Origin of the sequence: Streptomyces sp. F63 (assembly GCF_018070345.1) — a bacterium.
Classification (GTDB): Bacteria; Actinomycetota; Actinomycetes; order Streptomycetales; family Streptomycetaceae; genus Streptomyces.
This window is the reverse complement of sequence record NZ_JAGPXX010000013.1, coordinates 72,410-94,190: the sequence shown is the minus strand read 5'-3', so window position 1 is coordinate 94,190 and position 21,781 is coordinate 72,410. Positions and strand designations below refer to the sequence as shown.

Here is a 21,781-nt window from a genome sequence, read left to right as displayed (position 1 = left end):
CTCTCATTCCTTCTCCGGGCGTTGGGCCCGCTGCCCCACCGCGCGGACCAGTTCGGTGCGGCGGCGGCTCCCGGCCGCTTCCGGGTCCTCGCCGCCGGTCAGCGCCCCCAGGAACTCCCCGTTGAGGTAGACCTGTTCGCCGTCTCCGCCGATCACCTCGACGGTCCGGCCGTCCAGGTGCGGGATCTGGACCCGGGACTCCACCGGGCACAGCAGCCACAGGCCGTGCGGTGCCTCGTCGGGGCGGCGGGCGGCGTGCTGGAGGCCGGTGAGGAAGGCGTGGCCGCCCTCGTCCCAGTACCGGGCGATCAGGCCGGCGTCGTACAGGAAGAGGACCGTGCGGGGTGCGGCGGACCGGTCGGTCAGCTGCTCGCCGACGCGCTGCCAGACGGCGCGGACGAAGGTGGCCAGACCGGGCTTGACGCGGCCCGGGGCGGAGGCACCGTCCGCGCGGAGCACCGTCTGCCAGCTCTGTCCCTTCTCCGCCACCAGGCCCTTGAACTCGGCGAGGAACAGGGCGCCCAGGTCGACGGGGAGCACCGGGAAGGCGGCGGCCACCGCCTCGGCCGTGCCGGGCAGCCGGGCGGCCCGGACGGTGAGGGCCAGGAAGCCGCCGAGCCGGACGCCCGCCGTGAGCCGGTCGAGGACGGTGTCCTGCGCTTCCGGCTCCTTGCGAACAGCGGCGCGGGGCGGGGGTACGAGGCTGGTGGCGGCCCCGGTGGAGGTGCCGGAGGCCGGCGGGGGGACGGCGGGCGGGAAGAAGCGCTCGGCGTCCTCGTCGTAGGCGAGGTCGAACCGGGCCGCGCGCAGGGCGTCCTCCAGCTCGACCGGGGTGGGCTCGGCGGCCCCGGAGACCGCGCGGAGGTCGGGGAAGCGGGCCCGGATCCGTGTCACCAGCTCGGCCGCGGTGATGCCCCGGCCGGCCCGCACCCCGGCTCCCGTCTGCGAGACGCGCAGGGCGCGCTCCAGTCCGAGGTCCCGCGGATACAGCTCCAGGCGCGGCGTGACCCCGACCTCGGGTGCGACGGCCGCGGCCAGCTCCACCAGACGGGTGTCGGCGAGGGGCGCCAGCCCGTCGGGGACCGGTACGGCACGCAGTTCTCGGACCACCTCGGCGGGGCCGGGCAGCGGCTCCCGCGCCGCGAGCCTCTCGGCGGCCGTGCCGAGTGCTCCCGCGTAGTCGGCCAGCTCGCGCGGGCTCGGGTCGTCGGTGCCGGGCAGGGACTCGGAGGCGAGGAGCACGGTGTCCCCGCGCCGGTGGACGGCGAGCCGGGGTTCGTGGCCTTCCTCCTCGCGGGTCTCCGCCTCCACGGCGGCACGGACCACGGCCAGGGCGCGGGCGAGGATGCGTTCCGGGGTGTCGTCCCCGGCCCCGTGCCGTGCGCGCAGTTCGGCCGCCGCCTCGGCGGCGGTCATCATCCGGCCCCGGTTCGCCAGCAGTTCGGCCAGTTCGCCGCGGACGGGCGTCAGCCATTCCGCCTCGGCCCACCGCTTGATCTCGTTGCGGTGGTGACGGGAGACCGGTGGCTGCCGGATGGACAGGTGCTCGGCGATCCGGGCCTGCACCGGCCAGGGACCGAGCGGTGAGAGCCCGCCGTCGTCGGGAGGCAGTCCCAGCGTGAGCCGGACGACATCCGCGCGGTGGGAGCCCTTCCGGCCCGGTTCGGGGGTGAGGAGGTCCGCCATCTCGTCGACCGGCAGGATGCGGTCGGCCGCCTCACCGCCGGACGGCCCGGCCGCGTCCGGGGCGGTGGCCGGGAGCGCGCCCGGCGCCTTCCGCTCCGGTGTGCCGCGCAGCGCCGCCACCCACTGCTTGCGGCGGCGGTTGAGCTCCTTGCGGACGAGGGCGCCCGCCCCCCGCGCCTTGGAGATCGTGTAGGGCTGGACGTCCAGCAGTTCGCCGACCGTCGTGGCGCCCAGGCCGTTGGCGACCGAGACCGCGCGCGGCGTGAGCCCGGCGGCCTCCAGCAGCGTCGCGGCGTCGGCGGCGGCGGCCGCGCGCTCCCGGGCCTCCTCCGCGTCCTCCGCCTCCGTGCCGACGGTGGACGGGGTGGTGGTGGGCCGGGTGGCGTCCGCGGCCCGGAACACCTCCTGCCAGGCGTCCCTCATCTGCCGCAGCGTGTCGAAGCGCCGCTCGGTGTCGCGGTGCAGGGCCCGCCGGAAGAAGGCCGTCAGCCCCTCGCGCAGGGCGGGCTCGAACAGCTCGGTGGCGATGTGGAGTTCGGCCGACTCGTTGGTGAGCGGGTCGGTCTGCCCGCTCCCCCACAGCGGCCGCTCCCCGCTCGCCATCTCGTGCAGGGTGACGGCGGCGGCGTAGCGCTCGGCGTGGTCGTCGAAGTGGGTACGGCGCACCGAGCCGAGGAACGGGTCGAGATAGCCGCGGGTGCCGGCCTTGACGTCCCGGTCGGAGGCGTCGGTCAGGGAGAAGTCGAACAGCTTGAGCTGCCAGGTGCGGTCCTTGCGCCGCTGGATGCCGAAGTTGTCGGGCTTGATGTCGCGGTGGCGCAGGCCGTGGGCGGCGAGCTGGTCCAGGGCGTGGAAGAGGTCTTCTCCGAAGCGTTCCAGCTCGTGGTAGGTGAGCTGCCCCTTCTCGCGGAGCCGGGCGCCGAGCGACTGCTCGCCCGCGTACTCCAGCTCCAGGACGGTGCGCCCGCCGACCTCGCGCAGCCCCTCGCCGCGGAGCTGGACGACCGCTCCGCCGCCGGCCAGTTTCAGGGCGCGCTCCTCCGCGCGCAGCCGGTCGCCCTTCTCCTCGTCGAGGGCGACCTTGAAGACGTGCTCGTCGATCCGGACAGTGCCGTCCTCGTCCTCGGCGGCCCGCTCGACGAGCAGGGCCCGTGCCGTGGCGCCGGTGCCGAGGACGCGGCGCACCGACCATTCGGCGTCAAGTGCCTGACCGGGTACGGCTTCCAGGGGGTCGACGGCCGCGGCGGCCGGGGAGTCGGGCAGGACGGCCGCCCGCTCGGCGCGGTCGAGCAGGTCGAGGAAGGCCTCGGCGGAGCTCAGCCGGTCGTCGGCGTCGGGGCGGGTGGCCCGGAACACCAGCTCGTCGAGGTCCTCGGAGATGCCGTCGGCCACCGCGTGGAGGTGGAGGCCGGATTCGGTGCGCAGCCGTTCGTTGAGGACGCTGCGCTGGGGGGCCGGGGGCCGGCCGGTCAGGATGAGGTGGGCGACGGTGCCCAGACCGAAAATGTCGAGGTCCGCCGGGTCGGGGTACGGCTGCTCCGTCTCCGGTGCGAGGTAGACGAGGGCCGCGTCCTCGATCAGCGCCGCGTCCAGGGCGGAGCCGCCGATCGAGCGGAAGAAGGTGGCGTTGGAGTCGAAGTCGCGGGCCGCGGTCTGCCAGTCCGTGATGCGGAGTTCGGGGGCGGCTCCCTCGCCGCGGAAGGAGACGTAAACCGAGCGGGCGGCCAGGGCCCGGTGGTAGAGGGAACGGCTGTGGGCGTGGCGGACGGCCTCGGCGAGCTGCCGGACGAGGTCGAGCCGGATCTCGGGGGTGAGTTTGTCCCCGTAGGTGTCGAGATAGTGGTCGAGTCGCAGATCGGTGTGCCGGTGGCGGAAGAGGATCGCGGGGCCGGCCTCGTGTTCGCGGAACTCGACGGCGTCGACGATGCCGCGGTGGCTGATGCCCTGCAGCACCTGGTACTCACGCCGGGCCGCGCGTTCCGTGGACCTCCGGTCCGCGTCGGTCGCCGCCTGGCTGACCAGGTAGATCCGGACCCGGCCCTCCTCCTGGACGAGGCCGTCGTCGCGCACGGCGAGGCGGTCCTCCCAGGAGGCGCCGGCGTCCAGCGGATGCGGGCGCATCTTCCAGGCGTCGCCGAACCGCAGATGGCCGGTGGACTGCCGGATGCCGATGGTCCGGAGCAGCTCCGGGAGGACGTGCCGGGAGAACTGGGGGGTGATGCGCCGGTCCGGCCGGTCGGGGGGCAGGCCGAGGAGGTCCTGCCAGATGCGGGCCAGGCCGCTCGCGCCGTCGTCGCGCCCGTAGACCCGGATGCGCTGGATCTCGTCGAGGTGGCTCACGAGGCCGGGCGCGGAGAGGAACACGGCGGGCTCGATCCGGGGCACGGTGCCCTCGGGGATGCCGAGCTTGCGCGCCGCCCAGCGGAGCTGACTCCGCAGCTCCTTCGACTTCATGTCGTTGAAGTGGAGCGGATTGTTGATGGTCCTGGTGCGGTCGGTGCCGCGGAAGCTCCAGGTGGAGCCGGTGTTGCGGAGCTCCCCGGGGTGGCTCTTGATCTCGACGAGGAAGAGGCCGGCGGGGACGGCGATCAGCAGATCGCACTCGTTGACCCGGCCCGAGCGGGCCGTGAAGGAGAAGGTGGCCCACGCCCGGTAGGGCTCGGCCGCCGGCATGAGCCGCCGCACGTGGTCGAGCGCGTCCTGCTCCCAGGGGTAGGGGGAGGGCCGCTCCTGGAACCACTGCCGGGCAGGCTTCGGCGGGCCCGGACTGGGCGCCGGCGCCCCTCCCGCTGGTGTCACGTCCCCTGGCCTCCCCGCCGGCTTCCGACCCGTTCACGGGGCACGAGAAGCCCCGGTCGAGGCTATCGCGTTCCGCCGCTCCGGCGTGCCGGTCGAGGAGGCAACGGGTGTCCCGGCCCGGTGTGCCGGGGAACGGGCACGGCCGGGGCGCACAGCAGTGATACGTCCGACGGTGTTCCGGCGCCCGTGCGGCGCCTTCAGCGGCATGGTCCCGGGGGCCGGACCGCGCCATCGTTCGCGAGCAGCTTGCCCCCGCCCGGCGGCTGTTCACGGTGGACGGCCGCGGAAGGACCCGGCCGGCCGCCGGCTCCGTTGACGCCGCACGGCTTGCCCGGCAACGGCTCTTGGCCGAGCGGCCGGACACACGTTCCCGGCGGTACTCCACGGTCTCGGCGAAGTACTGGGCCTTCGAAGCCGGAGTGGTCCCCCTGCTGCAACGGCATGACCTGCATCTCCACGTCACGCAGCCGCTGCTGCCATCGGATACGTCGAAGCGCCCACGACACCGGCGTGCTCATCACTGCACCACCGAGGGCTGTACGAAGTCGCGGCCGGGCGATGGGATGGTGTGACCGCGACGTCCGGCAGACTCCTGGCCTCTATAGTCCCGTGAGTCAACTCGGCCGATCAGCGGGGGTACTGACGAGGTGACCGATACGAGGTTCGACGCCTTCCTCTCGTACAGCAAGCAGGGGAATGAGCCGTTGGCACAGGCACTGCACCGCGGCCTGCACAGACTGGCGAAACCCTGGTACCAGCTGCGCGCCGTGCAGGTGTTCCGGGATGCGCACGACCTCTCGGCGAGCGCCAGCCTCAAAGGCTCGATCAAGGACGCTCTCCTCGCCAGTGAGCACTTCCTCCTGGTGGCCTCTCCGGCCTCCGCCCGTTCGCGCTGGGTCCGGGAGGAGATGGCCTTGTGGCGCCGGCACAAGCCGGCGGCACAGGTGCTCCTGGTGCTGGCCGGCGGGGAGTTGCGCTGGAATCCGGAGGACGGCGACTTCGATTGGGCCGCCACTACCGCGCTGCCCCGCGCCGAGGTGGAGGGGTGGTTCACCGAGGAACCTCTCTGGGTGGACATGCGGGAATTCGCGGCCGACGAACTCCGGATGCGCAACGCCGAATTCCAGGACGCCGTGGCGACGCTGGCGGCGCCCCTTCGCGGGTGCACGAAGTCGGAGCTGGTCAGCGAGGACCTTCGGCTGCACCGGCGGGCCGTGCGGGTACGCAGGTCCTTGCTGGCCGGTCTGGCCGTGCTCAGTGTCCTCGCGGCGAGCGCGGCGGTCGTGGCCCTGAAGCAGCGGGACGAAGCCCAGGCGCAGGCCCGGCGCGCGCTGTCACGAGCGCTGGGCGCGGCCTCCCAGGACCGGATGGACGACGACCCGCGACTGGCCGTGCGGCTGGGGCTCTACGCCTACGCGGCCGATGCCACCCCGGAGGCCAAGAGCCAGCTGATGCGGCTGATCCAGGCGAACAGCCGCATCACTGCTTTCGTCCGGGACGCCTACCAGCAGTTCCCGGGGCGCGGCGAGATCGGTGGAGCCACGGTCAAGAACCTCACCCTGAGCCCCGACGGCCGCAGAGCCGCACTTCTGCATCAGGGCACGAACGATGTGCTCGTGTGGGACACGCAGCGGCGGCGCCGGATCGTGGCCCTGCCGTCCGATGTCGGGCACACGGGCGGCCGGCTGACGGGCTCGGCCGTCTTCGACGCGTCCGGCCGGACCCTCACCGTCAGCGACCCCACGACCCGGCGGACTGCCGAGTACGAGTTGCCGTCCGGCAGGCTGCGCACGTCGGGCCGCGCCCCGGCCGGGGGCGCGGACGAGGAGAGCCCTGCCGCGTCGACGCCGGACCTGCCGAAGAGGTGTGCCCTTCCGGAACAGGACAAGGACGGAACCGCCTGGCGACCCGTCGGCTTCAGCAGCCGCACCGACCGCCTCGCGACCGTCTGCGACGGCGGCGAGCTGCGCCTGTTCGACACCCGCACAGGACGGTCGCTCGGCTCCAGGCGCTTGGACGCGGATGTCGGGTGGACGGCCGTGGCCGTGTCCGGAGACGGGAAGTGGATCGCCGCCGGAAACAGCGACGGGGATGTGATCGGTCTGCCGGCCGACCTGTCGGTCGCCTTCCCGCTGGGCCGGCACTCCAATTCCGTGGCGGACATCGAGATCGACACCGACGGCTCGGTCGTCCTGTCCAGCGGTGACACCGGCGACGTGGTCCAGGCCTCGCTGCTGCGCAGCGCCCGGCTCACGGACCTGGCTGCCGGGATCACGGCCACGGACGCCGTGCCCGCCTCGCGCGACACATCGCTCCTCGCCAGTCCGGACGGCAGCCGGCTGCTCGTGCGGCAGTCCGGGGGTGTCGAGATGTGGGACACCCGGCGGCACACCAGGCTCGCCGCCTACCGGCGAGCCGCGCAGGACATGTCGTTCAGTGGGGACGGCGGGCGTTTCTCCCTACTGGCGGATGGCACCGTGACGGTCAGGGAAACCGACTCGCTGAAACCCGTCACCGAGCGGTCGGCCGGTGACGGCCCGGTGACCGCCGCCCGTGCGCTGACCGCCGCGACCGGAGGGTTCCGCGTCGTCACCGGGCTGGACCTCTTCGGTGACGGGAACGGGGGTGGCGTTTCGGCGTTGGTCGTCTGGGCGGACGGGGAACGCGTGCTGTCCCGGGGCCCGGTCGTACCGGTGACGGCTGTGAACGGGAGCTACTTCGCGGTCGCCGAGAGAGCGCGGGGGCAGACGCGCGGAGGCGCCGTGACCGTCTGGCGGCACGACGGAGACGACGCACCGGAACGCGTGTGGGAGACGCCGACGCAGCGAGCGGTGAGCCAATTGGCGGTCAGCGCGAACGGCGAGTACGTCGTCGTCGGTGATACGGCAGACCAAGGAGAGGTCATCCGGCGGTCTGCGCCCGGCCGGTCTCTGCCGCTGGAGGGCGGCAATACGGTGAGCGGCATGAGCGCCTTCGAGATCCTGCACGAGCAGGGCGTCGTCGTGCAGCACACCGACAGCATCAGGCAGGGGGCGAACGCGGAACAGCGGCACAACCAGCTGCTGCTGTGGGACCTCTCCACGGGAGGCCTCCTCGGTTCCTGGCCGGAGCCGCAGGCCTCCGGCGCACGGACTCAGCCCACGCATCTGGCCCTCACCAGCGGTGGCACCCGTGTGGCCACCCTCCGCCCGAACGGGCACGTGGGCCTGTGGAACGTGTCGCCGGAGAACTGGCGGGCAACCTTGTGCGGTCTCTCCGGCGGTGACCTGTCCGCCGGTCAGGCGGCGCGCTATCTGGACGGTATCGAGGTGCCCGACCCCTGTCCCGGGTGAAGCGGAGCCGCCGCCCGGGCTCCCGGCCTCCGCGGCGGGACGGGACCACGGCAAGGACTCGCCCGCGGGAGGAATCCCGCCCTCACCGGTCGGCCGGCGGCTCCGTGGCATCGTCCGTCCCGCCCGGCGCGAGCGGCGGACGGGGACCGGTCAGCAGTCGCTCTTCCAGGACCGTCGCATAGATGACGGCGCTGGTGGGCGCCGGGTGGGCCGGGGGCCAGATGCCCCGGCGGTAGGAGAAGCGGCGGCCGCGGAAGGTGACAGCGGCCACCGCGCAGACGGCGCGGATGACGCCCTCCTCGTCCCCGTCCTCCGTCAGGTACTCGATGTCCAGTGACTCCAGTCGCGCGCCCCGGCAGACCGGGAAGCTCTCCAGGGCGGGCGCGGCGGCCCGCAGGAACGCTTCCGCGTAGCGCTGCGGGCTGCCGTGCCAAGCCTGCTCTCCACCGGTCATCGGTCCACTGTGTCATCGCGGGCGCGGTCCCGCGGTTCCCCCGCGTGCGGCTCCCCCGGTCCGCCGGCCCCGGCATCACCCCCTGCCGGAGGCGACCGCGTGCGGGGCCCGCTCCTGGCGGCTGTGCCGTTCGGGCAGGTGATCGTGTACCCGGGGCTGTCCGTTCAGGCCTTTCCCGGCCGGTTGCCGCGCGGGTAGAGAAGGGGGAAGCCGAGCGAGAGGTCACGCCATGCACGCGAAGAAGCAGCCGGAGAAGAACCCCCGTGCACGGCGCGTACCGGCCCCGCCGGGACGGACGGCCGGGGAAGGGCTGCCCGCAGCCGGGAGCACGTCCCCGCAGGCGATCGCGGCCCTGCAGCGCAGCGCCGGGAACGCGGGCGTCGTGCAGATGCTCCGTCAGGCCGGGCACCTCACCGAACGGGAACGGCACCAGCACGGCGCCGGCTGCGGCCACGGGGCCGGGCAACCCGGGGTGCAGCGGTCTCCGGTGCACGACGTGCTGCGTTCGGCGGGGCGGCCGCTGGACGAGCCGGTGCGCACCGAGATGGAGGCCCGGCTGGGCGCCGACTTCTCCGACGTCCGGGTGCACACCGACACCGTGGCCCAGCGGTCGGTGGCCGAACTGGGCGCCAGGGCGTGGACTTCGGGCAACGACATCGCCATCGGCCCGGACGGCGCCGATCCGCACACCCTCGCGCACGAACTGACCCATGTGATCCAGCAGCGTTCGGGAGCGGTGGACGGCACGGCCGGGCCCGGCGGGGTGCGGGTGAGCGACCCGGGCGACCGGTTCGAGCGGGCCGCCGAGGCCAACGCGGCGCGGGTGATGTCGGCTCCGCTCCCCGGCGTCCAGCGCGCGCCGGAGGTGGACGCCCGGGAGGCCCCGGCCGCCGCCGGAACCGCCGTACAGCTCGCCCGGCATGCCACCGGGCCGACGGAACGCGACCCGGACAGCGACAACTACGACTCGGACGACGACAACTTCAGCACCCGGTTCGAGTCCCAGCTGCCGCAGCCCACGCCCGAATCCACGGTGGCGAGTCTGGTGGAGCAGCAGTCCGACCAGCAGGTGATCCTCTGGCGCGGCACGTCCCTGGCACGGGCCGAGGCCATGGAGGCGAACGGCAGCGCGGGCGGCGGGTCCGCCAGCGCGAGCACCACCGCTCCGGACCGGGCCGCGAGCCAGTCCCAGATCGGTTACGGCGGTCAGCTGCCGGAGTTCACCACGCGGCCCGGTATCGCCGAGGGCTTCAGCTACAAGCAGGCGCTGGTGGTCGTCTCCATCGCCGCGAAGTACCTGTCCAGGGGCAGCTCGTCCGAGGACGGCTGGACCGCGCTTCCCTCCGCGCCGCTCACGGTGCTCCATCTGGTGGACCGGACCCGCGGACAGCAGTCGGGACGCACGGCGAACGCCTCCTGAGGGCTTGCCGGGGCGGACGGCATGACGCGGCCGGCTCTCCCGCCGTGCCGGGGCACAGGCGACACCTCACCCCGCGGGATCACCGGCGCCGGGAACCGGACCCGGCACTCCCGGCACCCCGTCCCCAGCGGGTGCGCGGTCGCGCACCGGTGACGGCCGGGCCCCGCGCCCCGCGGCCCGCCGCCGGCCCGCCGCCGGTCCGGCTCCCCGGCCGCAGTGATCGAGCGGCCGGGCTCCCGGGGCCCGGGCCACGACCGCATCCGGCGGCCGGCGGCGACGGCCGCCGGGCCGCAAGCCCACTGCGGCTCCGTTCCGGGTGCCCTCGTCCCGCGCCGCAGTCCCCACCCGGGCCGGTACGGCCGGGCCGGTGCGCCGGCCCGCCGCCCGCTCAGCGGACCGGGTGGCCGGCCTCCCGCAGGGCCTGCTTGACCTCGCCGATGCGGAGGTCGCCGAAGTGGAAGACCGAGGCGGCCAGGACCGCGTCCGCGCCGGCGGCGACCGCCGGGGCGAAGTCGGACAGCTTGCCCGCGCCGCCGGAGGCGATCACCGGGATGGTGACCTCGGCGCGCACCGCCTTGATCATCTCGGTGTCGTAGCCGTCCTTGGTGCCGTCGGCGTCCATCGAGTTGAGCAGGATCTCCCCGGCGCCCAGCTCGGCCGCCCGGTGGGCCCATGCGACGGCGTCGATGCCGGTGCCGCGCCGCCCGCCGTGGGTGGTGACCTCGTAGCCGGAGGCGGTGGTGGTGCCCTCCGGGCAGCGGCGGGCGTCGACGGAGAGGACGAGCACCTGGCTGCCGAAGCGCTCGGAGATCTCCCGGATCAGCTCGGGGCGGGCGATGGCCGCGGTGTTGACGCCGACCTTGTCCGCCCCGGCGCGCAGCAGCTTGTCGACGTCCTCCGTGGAGCGGACGCCGCCGCCGACGGTGAGCGGGATGAAGACCTGCTCGGCGGTCCGCCGGACCACGTCGTAGGTGGTCTCGCGGTCGCCGGAGGAGGCGGTGATGTCGAGGAAGGTCAACTCGTCGGCGCCCTCGGCGTCGTACAGCTTGGCCATCTCGACGGGGTCGCCCGCGTCGCGCAGGTTCCGGAAGTTGACGCCCTTCACGACCCGGCCGGCGTCCACGTCCAGGCAGGGGATGACTCGGACCGCCAGGGTCATGTCGCTCGGTCTCCTCTTCGTTGTTCGGTGTCGGTGCGGGATGGTTCTCCGCGGGAACGTGTTACGCGGGGGCGGCGGAGGCGGCGGCGCCGGCGGGCCCGGAGCGGTCGTCGCCGCGGAACGCCTCCAGCTCCACTTCGACGAGCACCCGGGAGTCGACGAAACCCGAGACCACGACGAGGGTCGCGGCCGGGCGCACGGCGCCGAAGATCTCCCGGTGGGCGCGCCCGACGGCCTCCACGTCGCGCGCGTGGGTCAGATACATGCGGGTGCGGATCACGGCGCCGGCGCCGAGGCCGAACCGCGCCAGCGCGTCGAGCGCGTTGCGGAAGGCCGTCCGCGCCTGCTCGTAGGGGTCGCCCTCGCCGACCAGATCGCCCGCGACGAGCGGCATGGTGCCGGAGACCAGCACCCGGTCCCCCGCCGCGACGGCCCGCGCGAAACCAATCGTCTCCTCCCAGGGGCTGTCGGTCTGCACGCGCTGTACGGACGGGGCGGAGTCGGACGGTCCGGATCCGGGGGTCGGCATCGGTTCCTGCTCCTCGCAGCTTCGGTGGGGCGGGGCGGGTGACGGCATCGGACGAACGGGCGGACGAGCGGCGGACGGACGGACGCGGCGGTACGCGCCGCGGCCGGTCACCGCTCACGCCACCGCGGCGAGCGCCTCCTCCAGGGTGAACGCCTTGGCGTAGAGGGCCTTGCCCACGATGGCGCCCTCGACACCCTCCGGCACCAGGGCCGCGATGGCCCGCAGGTCGTCCAGGGAGGAGACGCCGCCGGAGGCGACGACGGGCTTGTCGGTGGCCGCACAGACGTTCCGCAGCAGCTCCAGGTTGGGGCCCTGGAGGGTGCCGTCCTTGGCGATGTCGGTGACGACGTAGCGGGCGCAGCCCTCGGAGTCGAGCCGGGCCAGGGTCTCGTAGAGGTCGCCGCCGTCGCGGGTCCAGCCGCGGCCGCGGAGGGTGGTGCCGCGGACGTCGAGGCCGACGGCGATGCGGTCGCCGTGCTCGGCGATCACTTTGGCGACCCACTCGGGGGTCTCCAGGGCGGCGGTGCCGAGGTTGACGCGGGTGCAGCCGGTGGCGAGGGCGGCGGCCAGGGTGGCGTCGTCGCGGATGCCGCCGGACAGCTCGACCTTGATGTCCATGGAGCGGGCGACCTCGGCGATCTTCTCGCGGTTGTCGCCGGTGCCGAAGGCCGCGTCGAGGTCCACCAGATGCAGCCACTCCGCGCCCGCCTTCTGCCAGGCGAGGGCGGCGGAGAGCGGGTCGCCGTAGGACGTCTCGGAGCCGGACTCGCCGTGGACGAGGCGGACGGCCTGGCCGTCGCGGACGTCGACGGCCGGGAGGAGTTCGAGGCGGTGCGTGGTCATGGCGTGGCGTGCCTTCGGTGTCGGGGCGGACGGGTGGAGGGGGACGGTGGGGTGGACACGGCCGGTTCCGGTGCCCCGGTGCCGCCACACGGCGGAGGGCCGCCGCGCGGTGCCGGCACCGGGATCAAAGGGTGTCGATCCAGTTGCGCAGCAGCCGGGCGCCGGCGTCGCCGGACTTCTCCGGGTGGAACTGGGTGGCCCACAGCGGGCCGTTCTCCACGGCGGCCACGAACGGCTCCCCGTGCGTGGTCCAGCTGACCCTGGGCGGGCGGATGGAGGCGTTGCCGGCCTCGAAGTCCCACTGGCCGACGGCGTAGGAGTGGACGAAGTAGAAGCGGGTGTCCTCGTCCAGGCCGGCGAAGGCCTGCGAGCCCTCGGCCGCCTGCACGGTGTTCCAGCCCATGTGCGGCACGACGGGGGCGCGCAGCGGGCCGACGGTGCCCGGCCACTCGTCCAGGCCCTCGGTCTCGACGCCGTGCTCGATGCCGCGGGCGAAGAGGATCTGCATGCCGACGCAGATGCCCAGGACGGGGCGTCCGCCGGCCAGCCGGCGGCCGACGACCCAGTCGCCGCGCGCCTCCTTGAGCCCCCGCATACAGGCGGCGAAGGCGCCGACGCCGGGGACGAGCAGTCCGTCGGCGTTCATGGCGCGGTCGTAGTCGCGGGTGATCTCGACATCGGCGCCGGCCCGGGCGAGGGCGCGCTCCGCGGAGCGGACGTTGCCGAAGCCGTAGTCGAAGACGACGACCTTCTTGCCGGTGCCCGTGCCCGTACCCGTGGCCGTGGCCGTGCCGGTCGCGGTGCCGGTGCCGGTCATTCCCACACTCCCTCCAGCCGCATGATGCCCGCCGCCAGGGCCATCGCGGAGCCGATGGCCAGCAGCACGATCACGCCCTTGGGCAGTCCCTGCCGGACGAAGGAGATCACTCCGCCGAGCAGGAACAGCCCCACGACGATCAGCAGGGTCGACAGCCAGGTCACAGCGCGCCCTTCGTGGAGGGGAGGATGCCGGCGGCGCGCGGGTCGCGCTCGCTGGCGTAGCGCAGGGCGCGGGCCAGCGCCTTGAACTGGCACTCCACGATGTGGTGCGCGTTGCGCCCGTAGGGCACGTGGACGTGCAGGGCGATCTGTGCCTGGGCCACGAAGGACTCCAGGATGTGCCGGGTCATCGTGGTGTCGTACGCGCCGATCATCGGCGCCATGTTCTCCGGCTCGCTGTGCACGAGGTAGGGGCGGCCGGAGAGGTCGACGGTGACCTGGGCGAGCGACTCGTCCAGCGGGACGGTGCAGTTGCCGAAGCGGTAAATGCCGACCTTGTCGCCGAGGGCCTGCCGGAAGGCGGCGCCGAGCGCCAGCGCGGTGTCCTCGATGGTGTGGTGGCTGTCGATGTGCAGGTCGCCCTCGGTCTTCACCGTGAGGTCGAAGAGGCCGTGCCGGCCGAGCTGGTCGAGCATGTGGTCGTAGAAGCCGACGCCGGTCGACACCTCGGCCCTGCCGGTGCCGTCCAGGTCGATCTCGACGAGGACGCTGGTCTCCTTGGTGGTGCGCTCCACGCGGCCCACGCGGGTCATCGGTTCGTCTCCTTGGTGGGGTTCCCGGTGCTCCGGGGGTCTGGTGCGGTTCCCGGGCGGTGCGGTACGGCGCGGACCGCGTCGAGGAAGGCGTCGTTCTCGGCCGGGGTGCCGGCGGTGACGCGCAGCCATCCGGGCACGCCGTTGTCGCGGACCAGGACGCCCTGCTCCAGCAGGGCCCGCCAGGTTTTGTGGGCGTCGTCGAAGCGGCCGAACTGGACGAAGTTGGCGTCCGAGTCGGTCACTTCGCAGCCGATCGCGCGCAACTCCGTGACCAGGCGGTCCCGTTCCGACTTCAGCTGTTCCACGTAACCCAGCAGCGTGTCGGTGTGTTCCAGCGCGGCGAGCGCGGTGGCCTGGGTGACGGCCGAGAGGTGGTACGGCAGCCGCACGAGCTGGACGGCGCCCACGACGGCCGGGTCGGCGGCGAGGTAGCCGAGCCGGAGCCCGGCCGCGCCGAAGGCCTTCGACATGGTGCGGCTGATCACCAGCAGCGGCCGGCCCTCGATCAGCGGCAGCAGCGAGGGACGGTGGCTGAACTCGCCGTACGCCTCGTCGACGACGACCAGCGAGGGCTTCGCCGCCTGTGCCGCCTCGTACAGGGCGAGGACGGTCTCCGCCTCGACGGCGGTGCCGGTCGGGTTGTTCGGGGAGGTGATGAAGACGACGTCGGGGCGGTGCTCGGCGATGGCCGCGCGGGCGCCCGCCACGTCGATGCGGAAGTCGGCGCGGCGGGGTCCGGAGATCCAGCCGGTGCCGGTGCCGCGCGCGAGCAGGGCGTGCATCGAGTAGGACGGCTCGAAGCCGATGGCGGTGCGGCCGGGACCGCCGAAGGCCTGCAGCAGCTGCTGCAGCACCTCGTTGGAGCCGTTGGCCGCCCACACCTGCTCGCGCGTGACCTCGTGCCCGCAGGTGCGGGTGAGGTACCGCGCCAGCTCGGTGCGCAGCTCGGCCGCGTCCCGGTCCGGGTAGCGGTTGAGGGTGCGGGCCGCCTCGGTGACGCGCTCGGCGATGCGCCGCACCACCGGCTCGGGCAGCGGATACGGGTTCTCGTTGGTGTTGAGCCGGACGGGCACGTCGAGCTGCGGGGCGCCGTAGGCGGACTGGCCGCGCAGCTCGTCCCGGATGGGCAGGGCGTCCCAGGGGGCCGGGGGGTTCGCGCTCACGTGCTCCCGGGCCCTCCGTCCGCCCCCGGCCCGCCGGGGAAGCGGGCCGTGATCGCGGCCCCGTGCGCCGGCAGGTCCTCCGCCCCGGCGAGGGTGACCACGTGGTGGGCGACCTCCGCGAGCGCCTCGCGGGTGTAGTCGACGACGTGGATGCCGCGCAGGAAGGACTGCACCGACAGCCCCGAGGAGTGGCAGGCGCAGCCGCCGGTGGGCAGCACGTGGTTGGAGCCGGCGCTGTAGTCGCCGAGCGAGACCGGGGCGTACGGGCCGACGAAGATCGCACCGGCGTTGCGGACCCGGGCGGCGAGGGCCGCCGCGTCCGCCGTCTGGATCTCCAGGTGTTCGGCGGCGTAGGCGTCGACCACGCGCAGGCCCTCCGCCATGCCGTCGACGAGCACGATGGCGGACTGCCGGCCGGCCAGGGCCGCGGTGACGCGCTCCACGTGCTTCGTCGCGGCGACCTGCGTCTTCAGCTCGGCCTCCACGGCCTCGGCCAGCTCCGGGGAGTCGGTGACGAGGACGGAGGCGGCGAGGGTGTCGTGCTCGGCCTGGCTGATCAGGTCGGCGGCGACGTGCACCGGGTCGGCACCGGCGTCGGCGAGGACGGCGATCTCGGTCGGCCCGGCCTCGGCGTCGATGCCGATCCGGCCCTTGAGCAGCCGCTTCGCCGCGGCGACGTAGATGTTGCCGGGGCCGGTGACGAGCTGCACGGGCAGGCACTCGTCGGTGCCGTAGGCGAACATGGCGATGGCCTGGGCGCCGCCCGCGGCGTGCACCTCCGTCACGCCCAGCAGGGCGCAGGCGGCGAGGATCGTCGGGTGCGGCAGGCCGCCGAAGGCCGCCTGCGGCGGGGAGCTGACGGCGATGCCCTCGACACCGGCCTCCTGCGCGGGCACCACATTCATCACAACGGATGACGGGTAGACGGCGAGGCCGCCCGGCACGTACAGGCCGACGCGCTCGACGGGCACCCAGCGCTCGGTGACGGTGCCGCCCGGCACCACCTGCGTGGTGTGGTCGGTGCGGCGCTGGTCGCGGTGGACGAGCCGGGCGCGGCGGATCGACTCCTCCAGCGCGGCGCGGACGGCCGGGTCCAGCTCCTCCAGGGCCCGGGCGAGGGCCTCGGCGGGGACTCTGGTCCGGTCGGGGGTGACACCGTCGAACCGCCGGTTGAAGTCGATCACCGCGGCCGAGCCCCGATGGCGCACGTCGTCACAGATCGGCCGCACCTTCTCCAGGGCGGCCTCGACGTCGAACTCGGCTCGTGGCAGCAGGTCGCGCAGGGCGGCCCCCTCGGGGAGGGCGTCGCCGCGCAGATCGATTCGGGAGATCACGAGGTCAAGTGTCGCAGACCCGGCACGCGGGCCGGGTACCCGTATCACTCGCTGATACGGGACCCCGGAGTCACTCGTGACCATCGGCTTTCATACGGTTACCCAGCGGGCATGGGACACCTGTACGGGCCGGGACGGCCGTACACGACGGAGGAGGACGGGCGAGTGACCGTGCCAGGGGACGGCGAACCGCCGGCATCTCTCGAACTGACCCCCGCGGAATGGGGGATGTGGCAGGCGTTCCGCAACGGCAGCACGCACGACCTGCGCAGCAGGAACCCGCTGCACGACGATCCGGACGGGCAGCACCGCTGGGGGCCCGAACGCTCGGTGCGCGCCCGCGTGCTGGCGCTGTTACTGCTCGACGGCCCGCCGCCGCAGCCGGGCCGGGTCACCGCGCTCAAGCTGAACGGGGCCTACGTCACCGGCGTCCTGGATCTGGCCGGCGGCACCGTCGACCCGTACGTCGAGATGCACGGCTGCCGTTTCGAGAAGGAGGTCCTGCTGCCGGAGGCCCGTTTCACCACGCTGCGACTGGTGGGCTGCCGGATACCCCGGCTGGAGGCCGCGCGGGTGCAGACCGAGGGCGACCTGCATCTGCCGGGCTGCACCGTGCCCCACGGCATCCGCCTCACCGACGCCCAGATCGGCACCGATCTGCTGCTCAACCAGCTCACCGTGGAGCGCGACCGCCGCGGCCGCTCGATCGTCGCCGACGGGATCAACGTCGGCCAGGACATCCAGGCCGAACTGATCGAGTCGCACGGCGAACTGAGCCTCCGCGGCGCGCAGATCGGGGTCTCGCTCAGCCTGCGCGGCAGCAAGCTGCGCAATCCGCACGGGCGGCGCGCGCTCAACGCCCCCCAGCTCACCGTCGAGCGCACGCTCTACCTCACGGCCGCCGGGCTCAGCAGCTCGCCGTTCGCCACCGGCACCACACCGCCGTACGGAGTCGTCAACACACCCGGAAGCGGCATGCGCGTCCAGCGCTTCGAGTGCGTGGGCGGGGTGCGCCTGGACGACGGGCGCTTCGGTGACGCCGTGGACTTCGAACAGGCCCGCTTCCTCATGGAAGCCGACCAGGAGCTGTCCATGCGCCGCATCCAGACGCCGGAGCTGCGCTTCCTGTGCGAGCGCCCGCACCGCGGGCGGGTGACGCTGTCGGGCGCCAAGGTGGTCAACCTGGTGGACCAGGCGTCGAGCTGGCCGGGCCCGGGCGGCCTGTCGATGGCGGGGTTCAGCTACGAGTGCCTGATCCCGCGCGGCCGGTTCCCGCTGTCGATGCGGCTGGAGTGGGTCGCGGCCGCCACCCCCGAGTACGCCCCCGAACCGTACGAGCAGTTGTCGAACGCCCTGCGGACGAGCGGCGAGGACGCCCACGCCCGCGAGGTGCTGCTCGCCAAGCAGCGGCGGCGGCGGGAAACCCTGCCGGTGGCCGGGAAGCTGTGGGGCTTCCTGCAGGACTGGACCGTGGCCTACGGGTACCGGCCGGGCCGCGCGGCGGTGTGGATGGGCTTCCTCTGGGCGGCCGGTGCGCTGCTGTTCTCCCGGATCAGGCCGCCGGCGATCAGTGACGAGGGCGCTCCGAACTGGGACCCCTGGCTCTACACCCTGGACCTGCTGCTGCCGGTCATCAATCTGGGCCAGGACACGGCCTGGAGGATGACGGGTTTCCACCAGTGGGCGTCGGTGGTGATGATCCTGCTCGGCTGGGTGCTCGCCACGACCGTCGCGGCCGGCGCCTCGCGTCTTCTGCGGCGCAACTGACCGGCCGCCGCGCCACCGGGCAGCGGAGAACCCCGTTTTTTTACTGGTTGTTGACCATCCCGGAAGCAACCGGAATTCCGATACCGAAGCGTCACCGCAAACCACTGGAACCGCTCCTACCTGCGCTTTTCAATGGGAGCATGGTCTATTTCCGCGCGCTGACGACCACTGCGCGCATGATCCGCCATACCTCGCGTCTCGCCGCCGGCCTCGTTCCCGACCACGAGGTGGTGCTCGACGCCCCCGACGGGCGGCTCTCCGGTGTGCTGGCCGCCGCCGGGACGGGCGACCACCGGCCCGCCGCCGCCCTGCTCGCCGCGACCCGGGAGGGCGCCGAGTGGGAGTACCGCGACCGCTGCACCGGCGTTCTGGCCCGCTTCGCGCAATCCCGTCCCGGCTGGTTCGGCCGCTGGCAGGCCGAGGCGGCCCCGGGCGACCCCGACCTCGCCCTGCTCCGCGCCGCCCTCGCCGTACGCCGGGCCTGGCCGCGCGCGGACCGCGAGGAGTGGCTGCACGCCGCGACCCCGCTCATCCGCGCCGCCGCCGCGGCCGCGCCGCACGACCCGGTGCCCTGGCGGATCGCCCTCGACCAGGCGCGCGGACTCGGCCTCCCGCACGCCGCCTTCGAGACCCTCTGGCCGGAGGCCGTCGCGCGCTCCCCGCACCACAGCGGCTGCCATGTGGCGGCGCTGCGCTATCTGACCGCCCGGTGCGACTCCGCCGGCGCGGCGGACGGCGGGCCGCGGCACGGCGCGGAGGACGCGGGAGGCACGGGGAGCGCGGCGGCAGCCGCCGACGCGGACGACCCGGACCGCGAGGAGAGCGGCGTCCTCCTCGGCGCACGCCGCCACGACTCCTGCTTCTACTTCGCCGAGCGGGCCGCCGAGGCGGCCCTCCCCGGCTCGCTGCTCCAGGCGCTCCCGGCCCGGGCCCTCCTCGCCCACGCCGGCCCGGCGGCCGGGCCCCGGGCGAGGGCCGCCGTCCGGACCCGCCTCGCGGGCACGGAGGCCGAGGATCCGGCGGGGCTCGCCTCCCCGGGCCGGATCGACGCGGCGGTCGAGCTCGCCATCGGCATGTCCGCCCGGTACGCGCCCGGCGACCCCTGGCCGGCCGAGGTCCGCAACGTGCTCGCCCTGGTGCTGATCCTCCGCGGCCGCTGGGAGGACGCGCTCCACCAGTTCCGGCTCATCGGCCCGCACGCCACCGCCTTCCCGTGGTCCGCCGTCTCCGACGACCCGCTGGGCCAGTTCCTGGAGATGCGCGACGGCACCCGGCTCCAGGTGGCCGCCGGCATGCCCCTGTGGCGGCGCGGCCCCCGGGCCGTGCCGCCCGGCCAGTAGGCTTGCCCGTTGTGACCATCGCGCGCCTTCCGCTCTTCCCGCTCAACACGGTGCTCTTCCCGGGCCTCGTCCTGCCGCTCGACGTGTTCGAGCAGCGGTACCGGGCCCTCATGCGCGACCTGCTGAAACTCGACGAGGACGCGCGGCGCTTCGTCGTCGTGGCCATCCGCGACGGTCACGAGACGGCGCCCTCCGTTCCCGGGCTGCCGGACGCCACCGCGCTGCCCGAACGCGGCGCCGGCGCGGGCTTCGGCGGCGACCCGCTGACCGCCTTCCACTCCGTGGGCTGTGTCGCCGACGCGGCCACCATCCGCGAGAAGGAGGACGGCGGCTACGAGGTGCTGGCCACCGGAACCACCCGGGTGCGGCTGCACTCCGTCGACGCCTCCGGTCCGTATCTGACCGGCGAGTGCGAGGAACTCCCGGAGTCGCAGGGCGAGGGCGCGGGCGCGCTGGCCTCCGGGGTCGTCCGCGCGTTCCGCACGTACCAGAGACGGCTGGCCGGGGCGAGCGAGCGGTCGCTGGCGGGCGAGCAGGAACTGCCCGGAGAGCCGTCCGTCCTGTCGTACCTGGTCGCCGCGGCGGCCGTGCTGGACACCCCGGCCAAGCAGCGGCTGCTGGAGGCGCCGGACACCGTGTCGCGGCTCGCGGCCGAGCTGAAACTCCTTCGCGCGGAGAGCGCGGTGATCCGTAGCATCCCCTCGCTGCCCGCGGTGGACCTGACCCGGCAGCCGATGAGCCAGAACTAGGAACGCGGAGACAGCGGGGCCGCGGAGGCGGGGAAGACGGTGGCGAAGAAGAAGCAGCGGCGGGGCGGCGGAGCGGCGGCGGGGGCCGGCGGCACACCCGCCACGGTCGCCCTCGCCGAGGCGGGCACGGCGTTCACCGTGCACTCCTACGAGCACGACCCGGCCGCGGCCTCGTACGGCGCGGAGGCGGCCGAGGCGCTGGGCGTGGAGCCGGCCCGGGTGTTCAAGACGCTGCTCGCGGAGGTGGACGGGGCGCTGACGGTCGCCGTCGTCCCGGTATCCGGCTCGCTGGACCTCAAGGCCCTGGCCTCGGCCAGGGGCGGGAAGCGGGCGGCGATGGCCGAGCCGGCCGCGGCGGAGCGGGCCACCGGCTACGTCCGCGGCGGCATCTCCCCGCTGGGCCAGCGGCGCCGGCTGCCCACCGTGCTCGACGCCTCGGCGGCGGAGCACACCACGATCTGCGTGTCGGCGGGCCGCCGCGGCCTGGAGGTGGAGCTGGCCCCGGCCGACCTCACCGCGCTCACCGGCGCCACGGTGGCCCCGATCGCCCGGTCACCGCACTAGGCTCCGTCCGCCCGCGGCATCCGGACGACCGCGGTCCCGCCCTCCAGGTCCACCGTGGTCCGGTTCGGGGGCGCCCCGTCCTCCTCGTCGTCCCGCATCAGCAGGGCCGACTGCCGCTCCCTGAGCTCGTTCTCCTTACCGGGCGAGAGACCCGCGTGGAGCTGTTCGAACCCGGTGGCCGACACGCGGCCGTGCTCGAAGCCGTTCCGCCACGGCAGCAGTCCCGCGCGCCCGGCACGGAGGAGCATCTGATCGGTGAAGGCCACGGCGATCAACAGGATGACCAGGCCGGGCAGGGTCAGGAAGACGGCGATGTCCATGCGCCCAGTGTCGCGGAGCGGGACGCGGTTCCGGCAGGGGGCCGGCGAGACTGCGGGGCACCCGTCCGCCCGGCGCCTTCCGGGCGGGCGGGCCGGGCACCGTCCGGCCGCACCGGCCCCTCCCCCGCTCACAGCGGCGGCAGCGGCGGCTCCGGGTCGCGCGGCCCGAACAGGCCGGTCAGGGCGAGATGGACGAGCATGGCGGCGGTCGGCCACGCCAGCAGCGCCCCCTTCGCCCGCAGTTGCAGCGGCCCCTCGAAGGTGACGCCCTTGCCGACCTCGCGGGCGTGCGCGACGACGTCCGTGGTCGGGCCGAGGGCCACACCGAGCCGCCAGGCGATCACGGAGCCCAGCAGCCCGCCGAGCGCCAGGGAGACCACCAGCGGCACGCCGCCGCGCCGGGAGAACAGGAACGCCAGCAGCGCCCAGACCGCGCCGAGGGCCAGCCCCAGCAGCACGAAGACGCCGTCCGCGCCCACCGCCTGCTCCCCCTCGGTGTTCTCCAGATAGACGGCCTTGCCGTCGGAGACCAGCGGCACGCGCGGCGCCAGCCACACCCAGGCCAGCCCCAGCAGCAGTCCGGTGACGGCGACGGCCAGCCCCACCAGGACGGCCCTGCGCAGCTCCCCGGGCTCGAGCGCCGCGGACGGCGGGGCGCCGAAGGGCGGCTGCGGCACGGGATCTTCGGGGGAACGGCCGTGGGGCGGCGGTGTCAGCGGTGCGGTCACCCCGCCATCGTGCCAGGTGC

General features: G+C 74.2%; 18 protein-coding genes. 6 read left to right on the top strand and 12 right to left on the bottom strand.

The window, feature by feature from the left end:
• Positions 1–3: 3 nt before the first annotated feature.
• On the bottom strand, positions 4–4,485 hold the full coding sequence (gene pglW, locus KBZ10_RS15910) for a BREX system serine/threonine kinase PglW (RefSeq protein ID WP_210988298.1): 4,482 nt from the start codon (positions 4,483–4,485) through the stop codon (positions 4–6).
• A 647-nt stretch (positions 4,486–5,132) separates the two neighbouring features.
• On the opposite strand from pglW, the gene KBZ10_RS15905 reads away from it, so the two are divergent.
• Positions 5,133–7,817, top strand: a complete 2,685-nt coding sequence (locus KBZ10_RS15905) for a toll/interleukin-1 receptor domain-containing protein (protein ID WP_210988297.1) — start codon at positions 5,133–5,135, stop codon at positions 7,815–7,817.
• Positions 7,818–7,899: 82 nt separating this feature from the next.
• Here KBZ10_RS15905 and KBZ10_RS15900 read toward each other — a convergent pair whose 3' ends face one another.
• A complete protein-coding gene (locus tag KBZ10_RS15900; RefSeq protein ID WP_210988296.1) occupies positions 7,900–8,271 on the bottom strand; it encodes a hypothetical protein in 372 nt (123 codons plus the stop codon).
• 229 nt (positions 8,272–8,500) lie between these two features.
• Here KBZ10_RS15900 and KBZ10_RS15895 point away from each other — a divergent pair, with 229 nt between their 5' ends.
• On the top strand, positions 8,501–9,691 hold the full coding sequence (locus KBZ10_RS15895) for a DUF4157 domain-containing protein (RefSeq protein ID WP_210988295.1): 1,191 nt from the start codon (positions 8,501–8,503) through the stop codon (positions 9,689–9,691).
• A gap of 388 nt (positions 9,692–10,079) precedes the next feature.
• On the opposite strand, the gene hisF is transcribed toward KBZ10_RS15895, so the two are convergent.
• The 8 genes from hisF to hisD form a co-directional block, all read right to left on the bottom strand.
• Positions 10,080–10,850 carry an imidazole glycerol phosphate synthase subunit HisF gene (gene hisF / locus KBZ10_RS15890; protein ID WP_210988294.1) on the bottom strand — a complete coding sequence of 257 codons (771 nt, stop codon included), beginning with the start codon at positions 10,848–10,850 and terminating at the stop codon, positions 10,080–10,082.
• Positions 10,851–10,911: 61 nt separating this feature from the next.
• A complete protein-coding gene (locus tag KBZ10_RS15885; RefSeq protein WP_210988293.1) occupies positions 10,912–11,379 on the bottom strand; it encodes a RidA family protein in 468 nt (155 codons plus the stop codon).
• 114 nt (positions 11,380–11,493) lie between these two features.
• Positions 11,494–12,222, bottom strand: a complete 729-nt coding sequence (gene priA / locus KBZ10_RS15880; RefSeq protein WP_210988292.1) for a bifunctional 1-(5-phosphoribosyl)-5-((5-phosphoribosylamino)methylideneamino)imidazole-4-carboxamide isomerase/phosphoribosylanthranilate isomerase PriA — start codon at positions 12,220–12,222, stop codon at positions 11,494–11,496.
• A 124-nt stretch (positions 12,223–12,346) separates the two neighbouring features.
• A complete protein-coding gene (hisH, locus tag KBZ10_RS15875) occupies positions 12,347–13,039 on the bottom strand; it encodes an imidazole glycerol phosphate synthase subunit HisH (RefSeq protein ID WP_210988291.1) in 693 nt (230 codons plus the stop codon).
• A complete protein-coding gene (locus KBZ10_RS15870) occupies positions 13,036–13,203 on the bottom strand; it encodes a hypothetical protein (protein WP_210988290.1) in 168 nt (55 codons plus the stop codon). Before KBZ10_RS15870 ends, hisH begins: the two co-directional genes overlap by 4 nt.
• Positions 13,200–13,793 (bottom strand): imidazoleglycerol-phosphate dehydratase HisB, encoded by a 594-nt coding sequence (gene hisB, locus KBZ10_RS15865; protein WP_210988289.1) that lies wholly within the window; start codon positions 13,791–13,793, stop codon positions 13,200–13,202. The genes KBZ10_RS15870 and hisB overlap by 4 nt, the downstream gene beginning before the upstream one ends.
• Positions 13,790–14,959: a histidinol-phosphate transaminase gene (locus tag KBZ10_RS15860; protein WP_210988288.1), complete on the bottom strand. Its 1,170-nt coding sequence runs from the start codon at positions 14,957–14,959 to the stop codon at positions 13,790–13,792. The genes hisB and KBZ10_RS15860 overlap by 4 nt, the downstream gene beginning before the upstream one ends.
• Positions 14,956–16,293 (bottom strand): histidinol dehydrogenase, encoded by a 1,338-nt coding sequence (gene hisD / locus KBZ10_RS15855; protein WP_210988287.1) that lies wholly within the window; start codon positions 16,291–16,293, stop codon positions 14,956–14,958. The genes KBZ10_RS15860 and hisD overlap by 4 nt, the downstream gene beginning before the upstream one ends.
• Positions 16,294–16,458: 165 nt before the next feature.
• Here hisD and KBZ10_RS15850 point away from each other — a divergent pair, with 165 nt between their 5' ends.
• The 4 genes from KBZ10_RS15850 to ybaK all read left to right on the top strand — a co-directional run bounded on the left by KBZ10_RS15850 (position 16,459) and on the right by ybaK (position 20,713).
• The gene (locus KBZ10_RS15850; RefSeq protein WP_210988286.1) at positions 16,459–18,060 is read left to right on the top strand and encodes an oxidoreductase; all 1,602 of its coding nucleotides are present in this window, start codon (positions 16,459–16,461) and stop codon (positions 18,058–18,060) included.
• Between the two features lie 140 nt (positions 18,061–18,200).
• Positions 18,201–19,400: a hypothetical protein gene (locus KBZ10_RS15845; protein ID WP_210988285.1), complete on the top strand. Its 1,200-nt coding sequence runs from the start codon at positions 18,201–18,203 to the stop codon at positions 19,398–19,400.
• 11 nt (positions 19,401–19,411) lie between these two features.
• Positions 19,412–20,149 (top strand): LON peptidase substrate-binding domain-containing protein, encoded by a 738-nt coding sequence (locus KBZ10_RS15840; protein WP_210988284.1) that lies wholly within the window; start codon positions 19,412–19,414, stop codon positions 20,147–20,149.
• A gap of 39 nt (positions 20,150–20,188) precedes the next feature.
• Positions 20,189–20,713 (top strand): Cys-tRNA(Pro) deacylase, encoded by a 525-nt coding sequence (ybaK, locus tag KBZ10_RS15835; protein WP_210988283.1) that lies wholly within the window; start codon positions 20,189–20,191, stop codon positions 20,711–20,713.
• Here the strand turns inward: ybaK and KBZ10_RS15830 are convergent.
• Positions 20,710–21,033, bottom strand: coding sequence for a DUF6191 domain-containing protein (locus KBZ10_RS15830; RefSeq protein WP_210988282.1), 324 nt, complete (start codon positions 21,031–21,033; stop codon positions 20,710–20,712). The genes ybaK and KBZ10_RS15830 overlap by 4 nt on opposite strands.
• Positions 21,034–21,161: 128 nt before the next feature.
• A complete protein-coding gene (locus tag KBZ10_RS15825) occupies positions 21,162–21,761 on the bottom strand; it encodes a hypothetical protein (RefSeq protein ID WP_210988281.1) in 600 nt (199 codons plus the stop codon).
• Positions 21,762–21,781 lie beyond the last annotated feature (20 nt).